Annotated in this window: 14 protein-coding genes and 1 pseudogene; 12 read left to right on the top strand and 3 right to left on the bottom strand. The window is 55.2% G+C overall.

All coding sequences use genetic code 11. The annotated features are described in order from the left end of the window. Nucleotides 1–15: 15 nt before the first annotated feature. Genes folD through QSJ10_RS10020 form a run of 4 tightly spaced genes read left to right on the top strand, consistent with a single transcriptional unit; the run spans nt 16 to nt 3,351 of the window. Nucleotides 16–870 (top strand): bifunctional methylenetetrahydrofolate dehydrogenase/methenyltetrahydrofolate cyclohydrolase FolD, encoded by an 855-nt coding sequence (gene folD, locus QSJ10_RS10035; protein WP_033009410.1) that lies wholly within the window; start codon nt 16–18, stop codon nt 868–870. 10 nt (nt 871–880) lie between these two features. After that, nucleotides 881–2,227, top strand: coding sequence for an exodeoxyribonuclease VII large subunit (gene xseA / locus QSJ10_RS10030; protein ID WP_033016436.1), 1,347 nt, complete (start codon nt 881–883; stop codon nt 2,225–2,227). Then, a complete protein-coding gene (locus tag QSJ10_RS10025) occupies nt 2,224–2,454 on the top strand; it encodes an exodeoxyribonuclease VII small subunit (RefSeq protein WP_033009414.1) in 231 nt (76 codons plus the stop codon). Before xseA ends, QSJ10_RS10025 begins: the two co-directional genes overlap by 4 nt. A gap of 3 nt (nt 2,455–2,457) precedes the next feature. After that, a complete protein-coding gene (locus QSJ10_RS10020; RefSeq protein ID WP_033016440.1) occupies nt 2,458–3,351 on the top strand; it encodes a polyprenyl synthetase family protein in 894 nt (297 codons plus the stop codon). Here the strand turns inward: QSJ10_RS10020 and QSJ10_RS10015 are convergent. Next, nucleotides 3,348–3,503, bottom strand: a complete 156-nt coding sequence (locus QSJ10_RS10015; protein WP_172698511.1) for a hypothetical protein — start codon at nt 3,501–3,503, stop codon at nt 3,348–3,350. The two genes, QSJ10_RS10020 and QSJ10_RS10015, sit on opposite strands and share 4 nt — an antisense overlap. A 70-nt stretch (nt 3,504–3,573) precedes the next feature. Between QSJ10_RS10015 and dxs the strand changes: the two genes are divergently transcribed. From dxs to spo0A, 6 genes and pseudogenes are all read left to right on the top strand, one after another. After that, on the top strand, nt 3,574–5,466 hold the full coding sequence (gene dxs, locus QSJ10_RS10010; RefSeq protein WP_049624620.1) for a 1-deoxy-D-xylulose-5-phosphate synthase: 1,893 nt from the start codon (nt 3,574–3,576) through the stop codon (nt 5,464–5,466). A gap of 4 nt (nt 5,467–5,470) precedes the next feature. Further along, complete coding sequence (locus tag QSJ10_RS10005) at nt 5,471–6,319, top strand: TlyA family RNA methyltransferase (protein WP_033009419.1); 849 nt, start codon at nt 5,471–5,473, stop codon at nt 6,317–6,319. An 80-nt stretch (nt 6,320–6,399) separates the two neighbouring features. After that, on the top strand, nt 6,400–6,849 hold the full coding sequence (ahrC, locus tag QSJ10_RS10000; RefSeq protein ID WP_033016443.1) for a transcriptional regulator AhrC/ArgR: 450 nt from the start codon (nt 6,400–6,402) through the stop codon (nt 6,847–6,849). A gap of 141 nt (nt 6,850–6,990) precedes the next feature. Beyond that, nucleotides 6,991–8,712, top strand: coding sequence for a DNA repair protein RecN (recN, locus tag QSJ10_RS09995; RefSeq protein WP_033016445.1), 1,722 nt, complete (start codon nt 6,991–6,993; stop codon nt 8,710–8,712). Nucleotides 8,713–8,899: 187 nt separating this feature from the next. Next, nucleotides 8,900–10,196: pseudogene (gene spoIVB, locus QSJ10_RS09985) on the top strand (SpoIVB peptidase). A 290-nt stretch (nt 10,197–10,486) separates the two neighbouring features. Next, nucleotides 10,487–11,266 carry a sporulation transcription factor Spo0A gene (gene spo0A / locus QSJ10_RS09980; RefSeq protein WP_033016446.1) on the top strand — a complete coding sequence of 260 codons (780 nt, stop codon included), beginning with the start codon at nt 10,487–10,489 and terminating at the stop codon, nt 11,264–11,266. A 128-nt stretch (nt 11,267–11,394) separates the two neighbouring features. Here spo0A and QSJ10_RS09975 read toward each other — a convergent pair whose 3' ends face one another. Next, nucleotides 11,395–11,547: a YycC family protein gene (locus tag QSJ10_RS09975; RefSeq protein WP_064502501.1), complete on the bottom strand. Its 153-nt coding sequence runs from the start codon at nt 11,545–11,547 to the stop codon at nt 11,395–11,397. Between the two features lie 110 nt (nt 11,548–11,657). Between QSJ10_RS09975 and QSJ10_RS09970 the strand changes: the two genes are divergently transcribed. Then, nucleotides 11,658–12,386, top strand: coding sequence for a glycerophosphodiester phosphodiesterase (locus QSJ10_RS09970; RefSeq protein WP_033009425.1), 729 nt, complete (start codon nt 11,658–11,660; stop codon nt 12,384–12,386). A gap of 58 nt (nt 12,387–12,444) precedes the next feature. Here the strand turns inward: QSJ10_RS09970 and QSJ10_RS09965 are convergent, their stop codons facing one another. After that, nucleotides 12,445–12,693: a DUF2627 domain-containing protein gene (locus QSJ10_RS09965; protein WP_053532193.1), complete on the bottom strand. Its 249-nt coding sequence runs from the start codon at nt 12,691–12,693 to the stop codon at nt 12,445–12,447. Nucleotides 12,694–12,867: 174 nt separating this feature from the next. On the opposite strand from QSJ10_RS09965, the gene QSJ10_RS09960 reads away from it, so the two are divergent. Next, a complete protein-coding gene (locus tag QSJ10_RS09960; protein ID WP_230581370.1) occupies nt 12,868–13,131 on the top strand; it encodes a hypothetical protein in 264 nt (87 codons plus the stop codon). The last annotated feature ends 95 nt before the right edge of the window (nt 13,132–13,226 follow it).

Raw genomic sequence — 13,226 nt, 5'->3', positions numbered from 1 at the left:
GGGGAACGAGATACGATGACAGCACAAATCATCAGCGGAGCAGAACTGGCCGCAACGATTCGCGCCGGGTTGGCGGAAGAAACAGCGAAGTTGAAGGAAAGCGGCGTTGAGCCGGGGCTGGCCGTCATTCTTGTCGGCGACGATCCGGCGTCGCATTCGTATGTGAAAGGGAAGCAAAAAGCGTGCGCTGAAGTGGGCATTCGTTCATTTCTTTACACATTTCCGGCGTCCATCAGCGAAGAGGAGCTGTTGGCGAAAATCCGCGAACTGAACGGCGATCCGGCGGTGCACGGCATTTTAGTGCAGCTGCCGTTGCCGGAGCATATCCGCGAATGGTCGGTCATTGAAACGATCGCCCCGGAAAAAGATGTCGATGGCTTCCACCCGATCAACGTCGGGAAAATGATGATCGGCCAGCCGGCGTTTCTTCCGTGCACTCCGCATGGCGTTCTCGTGATGGTCAAATCTGCCGGCATCGACATTGCCGGGAAGCATGTCGTCGTCGTCGGCCGGAGCAACATCGTCGGCAAACCGGTCGGCCAGCTGTTTTTGCGCGAGCATGCGACCGTCACCTACGCCCATTCGAAAACGCCTGATTTGCCGGCCGTCACGCGGCAGGCTGACATTTTGATCGTCGCGGTTGGCAAGGCGCGTCTCATCGGTCCGGACCACGTCAAACCGGGAGCTGTCGTCATTGATGTCGGCGTCAACCGTTTGGAGAGCGGCAAACTGTGCGGCGATGTTGATTTTGACGCCGTCAAAGAAGTGGCGGGCTATATCACGCCGGTGCCAAAAGGGGTCGGTCCGATGACGATTACGATGCTGTTGCACAACACGATCGAAGCGGCCCGGCAGCTCGCCGTGAAGTGAGGCGGTTTCGATGGAAGTGAAATACGTCACCGTCGGGGCGCTGACGAAATACATTAAGCGCAAATTTGACGTCGACCCGCATTTGCGCGATTTATGGGTGAAAGGTGAAATTTCCAACTTTAAGCAGCATTCGCGCGGCCATATGTATTTTACCTTAAAAGACAGCCAGGCGCGCATTGCCGCGGTCATGTTTGCCGGCTACAATCAACATTTGCCGTTCCGTCCCGAAGATGGGATGAACGTGCTTGTGCGTGGGGAAATTTCCGTCTATGAGCCGAATGGGAACTACCAGCTATATGTAAAAGAAATGCAGCCGGAAGGCATCGGTCGCCTGTATTTGGCGTATGAGCAGCTGAAGCAGCGGCTCGAGGCGGAGGGGCTGTTTTCTCCCGTCCATAAAAAGCCGCTTCCGGCGTTTCCGCGCTGCATCGGCGTTGTTACATCGCCGACCGGAGCGGCGGTGCGCGACATTATGACGACGATCCGCCGCCGCTATCCGCTTGCGAAAATCATTTTGTTTCCGGCGCTCGTCCAAGGCGACGGGGCGGCGCTGTCAATCGTGCGCGCCATCGAGCGGGCAAATGAGTTCGGCGGGGTTGACGTGCTCATTGTCGGCCGCGGCGGCGGTTCGATTGAAGAATTGTGGGCGTTTAACGAAGAAATCGTCGCCCGCGCCATCTTTGCTTCGCGCGTGCCGGTCATTTCCGCCGTCGGCCATGAGACCGATTTTACGATCGCCGATTTTGTCGCCGATTTGCGGGCGCCGACACCGACGGCGGCAGCAGAGCTGGCTGCGCCGCACGTCGGGGAGCTGACTGAGCGGCTCGCCGAGCGGAAATGGCGGATGATCCGCGCCATGAAAGAACAGCTCGCTGCCAGCCAGGAACGGTTGCGGCGGCTTCAAGCATCGTACGCTTTCCGCTATCCAAGGCGGCTGTACGAACAAAAAGAGCAGCAGCTTGACGTGTTGCTCGACCGGCTCGCCCGCCAGCGCGAACGGTTGCTCGACAAGAAGCGCCAACAATGGCGTGAGCTGCGCCTGCGGCTGTGGCGCCATCACCCGGCGGCCGAGCTTGAGCGGACGAAGGAGCGGCAAAAAGCGGCTGCCGGCGCGCTTGAAAAAGCGATGCGCACCGCCTTAGAGCGCCATGCGCTCCGCTTTCGTTCCCATGTCGCGCGGCTTGAGGCGCTCAGTCCGCTCCGTATCATGGAGCGCGGCTACAGTTTGGTGTACAATGAGCGGCGCGAGCTTGTCAAACGAATCGGCCAGCTTCAGGTCGGCGAGCGCCTGTCCATCCGGATTCAAGACGGACAAGTCGATTGTCAAGTGACGGGAGTGGAGGAGAAAACAATATGAGCGAAGAAAAAGAGCTGACGTTTGAAGAAGCGATGAAAAAGCTTGAGGAAATCGTCGAACGGCTCGAGGAAGGAAATGTGCCGCTTGAAGAGGCGATCGTCTTTTTTCAAGAAGGCATGAAGCTGTCGAAACTTTGCCATGATAAACTGCAGCACGTCGAAAAACAGCTCGAGTATATGTTGCGCGAAGACGGTCAGCTCGTGCCTTTTTCGCCGGAGGAGGAGTAAGCGGTGGCGCAGCTTTCAGTTGAACAGTTTCTCAACGAGCAAAAACAGGCGGTGGAAACAGCGCTCTCCCGTTATATAGAGCGCTTAGAAGGGCCGGCGAAGCTGAAAAAGGCGATGGCGTACTCATTGGAGGCCGGCGGCAAACGAATCCGTCCGTTGCTGCTTCTGTCCACCGTTCGGGCGCTCGGCAAAGACCCGGCGGTCGGATTGCCCGTCGCCTGCGCGATTGAAATGATCCATACGTACTCTTTGATCCATGATGATTTGCCGAGCATGGACAACGATGATTTGCGGCGCGGCAAGCCGACGAACCATAAAGTGTTCGGCGAGGCGATGGCCATCTTGGCGGGGGACGGGTTGTTGACGTACGCGTTTCAATTGATCACCGAAATCGACGATGAGCGCATCCCTCCTTCCGTCCGGCTTCGGCTCATCGAACGGCTGGCGAAAGCGGCCGGTCCGGAAGGGATGGTCGCCGGTCAGGCAGCCGATATGGAAGGAGAGGGGAAAACGCTGACGCTTTCGGAGCTCGAATACATTCATCGGCATAAAACCGGGAAAATGCTGCAATACAGCGTGCACGCCGGCGCCTTGATCGGCGGCGCTGATGCCCGGCAAACGCGGGAGCTTGACGAATTCGCCGCCCATCTAGGCCTTGCCTTTCAAATTCGCGATGATATTCTCGATATTGAAGGGGCAGAAGAAAAAATCGGCAAGCCGGTCGGCAGCGACCAAAGCAACAACAAAGCGACGTATCCAGCGTTGCTGTCGCTTGCCGGCGCGAAGGAAAAGTTGGCGTTCCATATCGAGGCGGCGCAGCGCCATTTACGGAACGCTGACGTTGACGGCGCCGCGCTCGCCTATATTTGCGAACTGGTCGCCGCCCGCGACCATTAAAAGCGGAACAGCCGCCCTTGCTTCGGAGCAAGGGCGGCTGTGTTGCTTTTTTGCTTCCGCCCCATGATAGGTCTTTCATCTTCGCGCCGCGGCCATACAGTGGCGCCAAGGCCGGCGTTGGCGGAAAAAGTCGATTTTTCGCGGCGAATCATGTATAATAATACTACCTGTATTCTAGGGAATCGGCTCGGAGAATGACCGAATGAAAGCGAGTGATCTCATTTGGATTTGACGAAAATTGAACATCCGCGCGTGTTAAAAACGATGTCCATTCCGGAACTGAAACAGTTAAGCGCCGAGATTCGGCGGTTTTTAATTGAAAAGCTGTCCAAAACGGGAGGACACATCGGCCCAAATTTAGGGGTCGTCGAGCTGACGATCGCCCTGCACCGGGAGTTTGACAGCCCGAAAGACAAACTCATTTGGGATGTCGGGCATCAAGCGTATGTGCATAAAATTTTGACGGGGCGCGCTGCTGAGTTCGACACGCTCCGCCAGTACAAGGGGTTGTCCGGCTTCCCGAAGCGGAGCGAAAGCGAGCACGATGTCTGGGAAACAGGCCATAGCTCAACGTCGCTGTCGGCAGCGATGGGCATGGCGATCGCCCGCGATTTAAAAGGAACGGATGAATACATCGTGCCGATCATCGGCGACGGGGCGCTCACCGGCGGCATGGCGCTCGAGGCGCTCAACCATATCGGCCATGAAAAAACGGATATGATTGTCATTTTAAATGACAACGAAATGTCGATCGCCCCGAACGTCGGGGCGCTGCACAACATCCTCGGACGGTTGCGAACAGCCGGCAAATATCAGTGGGTGAAAGATGAGCTTGAATTGTTGCTCAAGCGCATCCCGGCGGTCGGCGGCAAGCTGGCGGCCACGGCCGAACGTTTGAAAGACAGTTTAAAATACTTGCTCGTTTCCGGCGTGTTTTTCGAAGAGCTCGGGTTTACGTATTTAGGACCGGTGGACGGTCATGATTTTGAGGATCTGTTTGAAAATTTGCGTTATGCGAAGAAAATGAAAGGTCCGGTGCTCGTGCATGTGATCACGAAAAAAGGGAAAGGCTACAGTCCGGCGGAAAACGACAAAGTGGGAACGTGGCACGGCACCGGCCCGTACAAAATTGAAACTGGTGCGTTTGTGAAAACGAAGGAAGCCGGGCCGTCGTGGAGCGCGCTTGTCAGCGAAACGGTGCGCCGGCTCGCGCGCACGGATCCGCGCATCGTGGCCATTACGCCGGCGATGCCGGTCGGATCGAAGTTGGAAGGGTTTGCAAGCGAATTTCCGGATCGGATGTTTGATGTCGGCATTGCCGAACAGCATGCGACGACGCTGGCGGCCGGGCTGGCGACGCAAGGGATGAAACCTTTTTTGGCCATTTATTCGACGTTTTTGCAGCGCGCGTACGACCAAGTCGTCCATGACGTATGCCGGCAAAACTTAAACGTCTTTTTCGCCATTGACCGCGCCGGGCTTGTCGGCGCCGACGGCGAAACGCACCAAGGGGTGTTTGACATCGCCTTTTTGCGCCATGTGCCGAACTTGGTGCTGATGATGCCAAAAGATGAAAACGAAGGCCAGCACATGGTGTATACGGCTATCCGCTACGATGACGGGCCGATTGCCATGCGTTTCCCGCGCGGAAACGGCCTGGGCGTTCCGCTTGACGAGGAGCTGAAAGAGATTCCGATCGGCACGTGGGAAGTGCTGCGCGATGGGCGCGATGCGGCGATCTTGACGTTTGGGACAACGATCTCCATGGCGCTTGAGGCTGCCGACCAATTGGCGAAAGAAGGCGTCTCGGTCAAAGTCGTCAACGCCCGCTTTATTAAGCCGATGGACGAAGCGGTGCTTCTTGAACTGCTCGAAAGCCGCCTGCCGATTTTGACGATCGAGGAAGCTGTGCTGCAGGGCGGCTTTGGCAGCGCCGTGCTTGAATTTGCCCATGACCGCGGCTACCATCAGGCGGTGATCGAGCGGATGGGCATCCCTGACCGGTTTATTGAGCACGGAAGCGTCAGCGAGCTGCTGCGCGAAATTGGGCTGACAGCCGCGCATATCGTTGCCCGCATTAAAACGATGGCGCCAAGAAAACAGAAAAGGGCTTGAGATGATGAAAGGGAAAAAAGAACGGCTCGATGTGCTGCTTGTTGAACGCGGGCTGGCGGAAACGCGTGAAAAAGCGAAGCGGGCGATCATGGCCGGCCTCGTCTACTCGAACGACATCCGGCTCGACAAGCCCGGAGAGAAAGTGCCAACGGATATCCCGCTTGAAGTGAAAGGCAACCCGCTCCCGTACGTCAGCCGCGGCGGCTTGAAGCTCGAAAAAGCGTTGCGCGAATTTCAGATCAGCGTTAAAGGAAAAATTGTCCTCGATATCGGCGCCTCGACCGGCGGCTTCACCGATTGCGCCTTGCAGCATGGGGCGAAACTGTCCTATGCGGTCGATGTCGGCTACAACCAGCTCGCCTGGAAGCTGCGTCAAGATGAGCGCGTCGTCGTCATGGAGCGGACGAACTTCCGCTACGCGACGCCGGATTTGTTTACAAAAGGGCTGCCGGAAGTGGCGGTCATCGATGTGTCGTTTATTTCACTTCGGCTCATTTTGCCGGTCGTCAAGACGGTCATCGTTCCAGGCGGCGATGTTATTGCGCTTGTCAAACCGCAGTTTGAAGCAGGGAAAGAAAAGGTTGGCAAAAAAGGAATCGTCCGCGATCCGGCCGTTCATCGCGACGTGCTGGAGTCGATCGTTCAGTTTGCCTGCGCGGAACGGTTCGATGTTCTTCATTTGTCGTACTCGCCGATCACCGGCGGCGACGGCAATATCGAGTTTTTGCTTCATGCGGTCTATTCCGGCGAAGAGCGGGAAGGCGAAAACCGGCTCGCCAAGCCGATTGCAGACGTCGTCAGCGAAGCGCACGCCCGCCTCAGCCTTAAAGAGGGGGAAGAAAACGGCGCCTAAGCAACCGTCGGAAAGAAGTCCCGCCCCCAGCCGGACGGAGCCGCGACTGCGCATCTTAGGGAACGAGGAGGTGGCGCGATTTGAACAAAGGGCAAAGGCATATTAAAATTCGCGAGATTATCATGAACAACGACATCGAGACGCAAGACGAGCTGGTCGACCGGCTGAGGGAAGCCGGCTTCAACGTCACACAGGCGACCGTCTCGCGCGACATTAAGGAGATGCAGCTTGTCAAAGTGCCGATGGCCAACGGCCGCTATAAGTACAGCCTTCCGTCCGATCAGCGCTTCAACCCGCTGCAAAAACTGAAGCGGGCGCTCGTTGACGTGTTCATTAAGCTTGACGGAACCGGAAACTTGCTCGTGCTGCGGACGCTGCCGGGCAACGCCCACGCCATCGGCGTTCTGCTCGATAACTTGGACTGGGACGAAATCGTCGGTACGATTTGCGGCGACGATACGTGTTTAATCATCTGCCGGACGCCAAAAGACGCTAAAAAAGTGTCGAACCAGCTGCTGTCCATGCTTTAACCGAGGACCGGCCCGACTTTCCTCTGCGTCAGAGAGAGGAACAAACGGGGACGGTCCTTTGTTGGGATGTGAACACGTGTTTTATCATTAAGGCAGCCTGGACAAGGCAGGCACCATTCCAGCGTTCAAGGGGAGGATGGAATGCTCGCTGAACTGTCGATTAAAAATTTCGCGATTATCGAATCGCTCTCGTTGTCGTTTGATAAAGGGCTGACGGTGTTGACGGGCGAAACAGGGGCCGGCAAGTCGATCATCATCGACGCCATTCATTTGCTCATCGGCGGGCGCGGTTCGTCTGAGTTCGTCCGTTTCGGCGCAGAGAAGGCCGAAATCGAAGGGCTGTTTTTGCTTGATGACGACCGCCATCCATGCTGCCAAAAATGTGCGGACATTGGCGTTGATGTCAGCGATGGGATGGTGGTGCTCCGCCGCGACATTTTGGCGAGCGGCAAAAGCATCTGCCGCATCAACGGCAAGCTCGTCACCACCGCCGTGCTGCGCGACATCGGTTCGACGCTCGTCGATATTCACGGTCAGCATGAGCATCAAGAGCTGATGGATCCATCCCGCCATCTGCCGCTTCTCGATGAGTTTGGCGGTGCGGAAACGGCGGCGGCGCTGGCGCGTTATCGCGCTCTGTATGAAGAGCGTGAAGCGTTGGTAAAAAAGTTGAAAAAGCTGAGTGAAAATGAGCAGCAAATGGCGCATCGGCTCGATTTGCTGACGTTTCAGCTGCGCGAAATCGAACAAGCCGGGCTCGAGATTGGCGAAGACGAGCGGCTGATGGAAGAAAAAGTTAGGATTTTTAATTTTCAAAAAATTTATCAAGCCATTCAGCATAGCTACGAAGCGCTCGCCGGCGAAGGACGCGGCTTGGATTCGGTCGGCCAGGCGATGGGCCATCTCGAGGACGTCGCCGCGATGGACGCGGAACTTAAAGAGGCGCATGAAATGGTGGCCAACAGCTACTATTTGCTCGAGGAAGTCATGTATAGGCTGCGCGACCAACTTGAGGAGCTTGAATACGACCCGATGCGGCTTGACGCCATTGAAAGCCGCCTCGCGGAAATCCAGCAATTAAAACGGAAGTACGGAGCGACGATCGCCGATATTTTGCAGTATGCCGAAGCGATCGCCGAAGAAATCGAGACGATTGAAAACCGCGACATGCATGTGCACGACCTCGAGCGGCAGCTTGCCGACGTGACCGGCAAATTGCTTGCCGAGGCGAAAAAGGTGACCAGCATCCGCCAGGCGTACGCCCGGCAGCTGATTGAGCGCATTCAGCAAGAATTGAAAGATTTGTACATGGAAAAAACGCAGTTTGACATCGTCTTCGCCAAACGCGAAGGCCCGCTCGACGCCCCACTGGTCGACGGCGTGCCGGTCAAATTTGCGGAAGACGGCATCGATGTTGTCGAATTTTACCTGTCGACGAACGTCGGCGAGCCGCTGAAGCCGCTTGCCAAAACTGCTTCAGGCGGCGAGCTGTCGCGCATTATGCTCGCATTGAAGACGATTTTTTCGAAACACCAAGGTGTGACATCAATTATTTTTGATGAAGTCGACACCGGCGTCAGCGGCCGGGTCGCCCAGGCGATCGCCGAAAAAATTTACCGCATCGCCAGCCAGTCGCAAGTGCTTTGCATTTCCCACCTGCCGCAAGTCGCCGCCATGGCGGACACGCATCTGTTGATCGTGAAGGAAACGGACGGAACGCGGACCAAAACGGCCGTGAAAAAGCTCGATGAGGAGGAGAAGGTGAAGGAAATCGGACGGATGATTTCCGGCGTGGAGATGACCGAACTGACGAAGCAGCATGCCAAAGAGCTGCTCGAGCTGGCGGCGAAAATGAAGCGATAGCCTTGCTGTCCGCCCCCCGTCGGGCCGTTGCCCCCGCTGCGAGGCAATGGGCTGCCCGGATGAAAGTCCATCCAATCCGGGCAGCTTTTTTTATAAGCGTTGCGATTATATTTTCCCCTGTTCAGGCAAAATTAAAACTGTAACCGTTTTTGTATGGTGTAGGCGGGAGCGAGGAGAGTGAACGACATTGAAGAAAGAAATGGCCCGAAACATAGCAGGAGTGCTTCTCCTAGGCATGCTGATGGCGATCGGTTTTACCAAACCGATGAAAGAATATTGGCAAATTCCAAAGCAGCTTGTGCTGTTTGAAGGCGATACGGTCGAATTTCGGGCGTCAGCCCTTCCGGTGCAAGCGGCCGTCCATGACCGAAACGCTCCCGAAACGCTCAATGTTGAGCAAAAAAAACGGTTCGTTGTCTGTAAAGGCGAAACAGCGCGGAGAAGAAACGTTGGTTTTGCAGGTCGCCGGAATGCCGATTAAACAAGTGGATGTCAACGTGCTGCCGACGCTGAAAGTCATCCCCGGCGGGCAATCGATCGGCGTCAAACTCAATACGGTTGGGGTGCTTGTGGTCGGCTACCACTTAGTCGAAACAGAAAACGGAAAGAAGTCCCCGGGGGAGGCGGCCGGCATCCAAATCGGCGACGTGATCACCGCCATTAACGGGCAAAAAATTGAAAACATGAGCGATCTCTCCCCTTTCATTGAGGAAGCCGGCAAAACCGGAAAACCGCTTCATCTCACCATTCTGCGCGATCAGCACTCCGTCACAGCGAAGCTCGTTCCGCTGAAAGACAAGCATGACGACGTGTACCGCATCGGCTTGTATATCCGTGATTCCGCCGCCGGCATCGGGACGATGACGTTCTATGACCCAAAATCGAAAACGTACGGTGCGCTCGGCCATGTCATTTCCGACATGGATACGAAAAAGCCGATTTTGGTGCAAAATGGGCAAATTATGCGCTCGACCGTCACCTCCATTGAAAAAGGGACGAGCGGCAATCCAGGCGAAAAGTTAGCCCGCTTCTCCGATGGCGAAGAGATGATCGGCACGGTGACGAATAACAGTCCGTTTGGCATTTTTGGTAAACTGACAAAGCCATTGCCGGACAGCCCATTCACGAAACCGATTCCGATCGCTTTGGCCAGCCAGGTGAAAGAAGGACCGGCAAAAATATTGACAGTGGTCGAAAACGACAAGGTGGAGCAATTTGATGTTGAAATTGTCAGCAACGTTCCACAAAAGTTTCCAGCCACAAAAGGACTCGTCATCCGCGTCACCGATCCGCGCCTGCTCAAGAAAACGGGCGGCATCGTTCAAGGCATGAGCGGCAGCCCGATCATTCAAGATGGCAAACTTGTCGGTGCGGTGACGCATGTGTTTGTCAACGATCCGACATCGGGATACGGCGTCCATATTGAATGGATGCTGCAAGAAGCAGGAATCGATCTATATGGCCGTCAAAAAAAGGCGAGCTGACCGCGAGTCAGCTCGCTTTTTTTGCAGCCCAAAAATTTTTCAAAAAAGACGGCAAATATTTTGCCGATTGGGCATAGATATTTGGTGAAACATCCGTTAAAATGGAACATGTAAAGATTTTTCGACAAATACATGGTTAAAAAAACGAATATTGTCTAAAGAGCTCGTTTTTTGCTATAATTTTTATTTTGCATTAATTTGTGAAAAAGAAAAGGATTTTTTGCTGCTGTTGTCGAATGTACGTTAACGGAAAGTTACATAGGAAGAAAATGTGGGGGAGGACGATCAAGTTGAGCATTAAAGTGTGTATTGCCGACGATAATCGCGAATTGGTGTCATTGCTTGATGAATATATTTCGAGCCAGCCGGACATGGAAGTGATCGGCACGGCGTACAACGGCCAGGACTGCCTGCAGATGCTTGAGGAAAAGCGGCCGGATATTTTGCTGTTGGACATCATTATGCCGCATTTGGACGGACTGGCTGTTTTGGAGAGAATCCGCGCCGGCTTCGAACACCAGCCCAATGTCATTATGCTGACGGCGTTCGGCCAGGAAGACGTGACGAAAAAGGCGGTTGAACTCGGGGCTTCCTATTTCATTTTAAAGCCGTTTGACATGGAAAACTTAGCCCACCATATTCGGCAAGTTTACGGCAAAACGACGCCGGTTGTGAGGAAAGCAGCCCCGGCGCCCCAAGTGCGCGACAACAAGCCGAAAAACTTGGACGCGAGCATTACGAGCATCATCCATGAAATCGGCGTTCCAGCCCACATTAAAGGCTATTTGTATTTGCGCGAGGCCATCGCCATGGTCTATCACGACATCGAGCTGCTCGGCTCGATCACGAAAGTGCTGTACCCGGACATCGCCAAAAAATACAACACAACGGCAAGCCGGGTCGAACGGGCGATCCGCCATGCGATCGAAGTCGCCTGGAGCCGCGGCAATCTCGAATCGATCTCATCGCTGTTCGGCTATACGGTCAGCGTCTCGAAAGCCAAACCGACCAACTCCGAATTCATCGCCATGGTGGCCGACAAACTGCGGCTTGAGCATAAAGCGTCATAAAGGGCGGAACGCGGTGAAGGCAAAAGAGGCGGGCCGAAAAAGCGGTTGACCGGCTTTTTGGCGCCGGCCTTTTTTGCGGCCGGGCGCCTACTCGAAACGCCAAGCCACCCGTTGATGAGGGCGGGCCGCTACGGTTCGTCATGCTCTGTTTCCTTTTTCTCAAGTTCGAGCAATTTTTTCATCAAAATATGCGGCGGCATGTGCATCACTTGCTCGATCGGCACGCCGAGCGCTTTTGCCAGCTTTTGCGCCGTCTCCAAGGAAATTTTCAGCGGCTGCATCATCTTCCCCTCCAGTGCCTCATACATTACTTTTAGTATAACCGATCACTGCCGCATTCGGCCAGCTTTGTCGGCCAAATGGCGAATTATATGGGAAAGGAAGAAACGGCATGACATATATTTTTGCCCACCGCGGAGCGGCGGGAACCCACCCGGAAAATACGATGGCAGCGTTTGAAGAAGCGCTGAAGGCGGGGGCGGATGGCATTGAGCTCGATGTGCAGTTGACGAAAGACGGCGAACCGGTCGTCATTCATGACGAAACGGTCGACCGGACGACGGACGGCAGCGGCTGGGTCAAAGACATCCTATACCGCGAACTCCGCAAGTTCAACGCAGCAGCGAAATGGGACGGCCGTTACGGCCATTGCCCGATTCCCCATCTCGAGGAAGTGCTCGCCTGGCTGGCGCCGACACGGCTTTTAGTCAACATTGAGCTGAAAAACAGCCTCGTGGCTTATGAAAGGCTTGAGCAAAAGGTGATCGCCGTTGTGCGCCGCTATGGGCTCGAGAACCGGACGATTTTCTCGTCGTTCAACCATAACAGCATGCGTCTTTGCCGCCAGTTGGCGCCGGAGATCGAAACGGCGCTTCTTTATATGGAGCCGCTCTATGACCCGTGGACGTATGTGCAGGCGATGAATGCAGGCGGGGTGCATCCGTACCACCGAACGGTGACGGCGGACTTCGCCGCGGATGCGCGGCGCCGCGGCGTCGCAGTCCGGCCCTTTACGGTGAACAAGCCGAAAACGGCGAAGACGATGTTCGCCTATAAAGTGGATGCGATTTTCACCGACTATCCGCGTCAAGCGAAGGAATGGAAAGAGAAAACGCCTTAACGAAAACCGTTAAGGCGTTTTTTGGCTTTCCTTGAAATGGATGGTTTCCAATTCCGAATCAAGGCGTTTTTCGTTTTCGTTGAAAACGCGCCTGCACTTTGTTCCGTTTTCGGTCGCGGTGCAGCAAAAACCCGCCAATAAACGTCAACCCGGCTGCAAACAGCACAAGCCCGGCGAGAAATTGCAGCCATAAGGCGGCAAACGGCGGCTGCATGATGCCAAACAACGCATCGCGCATCCATTTAATGCCGAGCGCCGCCGCCAGCCCCGGAACGACTAAAATGAACAGCGCAATCATTCGCCCCATCGCGATCGCGTCCCTTTCCCAGCAGAAATCACTTCACCGATTATCATAACCGTTATCCGTCATTTGTCAAGGAACGAAAAAGCGGGTATGATAAAACTGTCTGCAAAATTTGGCATAGGACGAAATGTGGGGGAACAGGATGAAAAACGTGATCATCATCGGGGCGGAACCTCGTTGCTGAAACTGCTCCATGAAGCGTCAGGGTTTGACGTCGTGGCCGTCATTGATGTTGATGACAACGCCCCGGGGCTGCAATTGGCGCGCAAATGGGGCATTGCGGTTGGCCGCGACTGGCGCCCATGGATGGATGAGCCGCTTGATTTGATTATTGAAACGACCGGGAGGGCAGACGTTCTTGAGTTAATCCGCCAGCAGGCGCCCAAGGGGGCGAATATCGTTCCAAGCGCCGTCGCGCGAATGATGGCGGAGCTCGTCTAGGAAAAGGAAGCGCTCATCGCCAAGTTGAAAAGCGAGGCGGACCGGCGCGCTCGGCATTTCGGTGCGCAATTTATACTACAAGCTTGAAAAATACA

Source organism: Geobacillus stearothermophilus ATCC 12980 (assembly GCF_030369615.1).
Taxonomy (GTDB): Bacteria; Bacillota; Bacilli; order Bacillales; family Anoxybacillaceae; genus Geobacillus; species Geobacillus stearothermophilus.
This window is presented reverse-complemented; position numbering and strand designations above follow the sequence as displayed.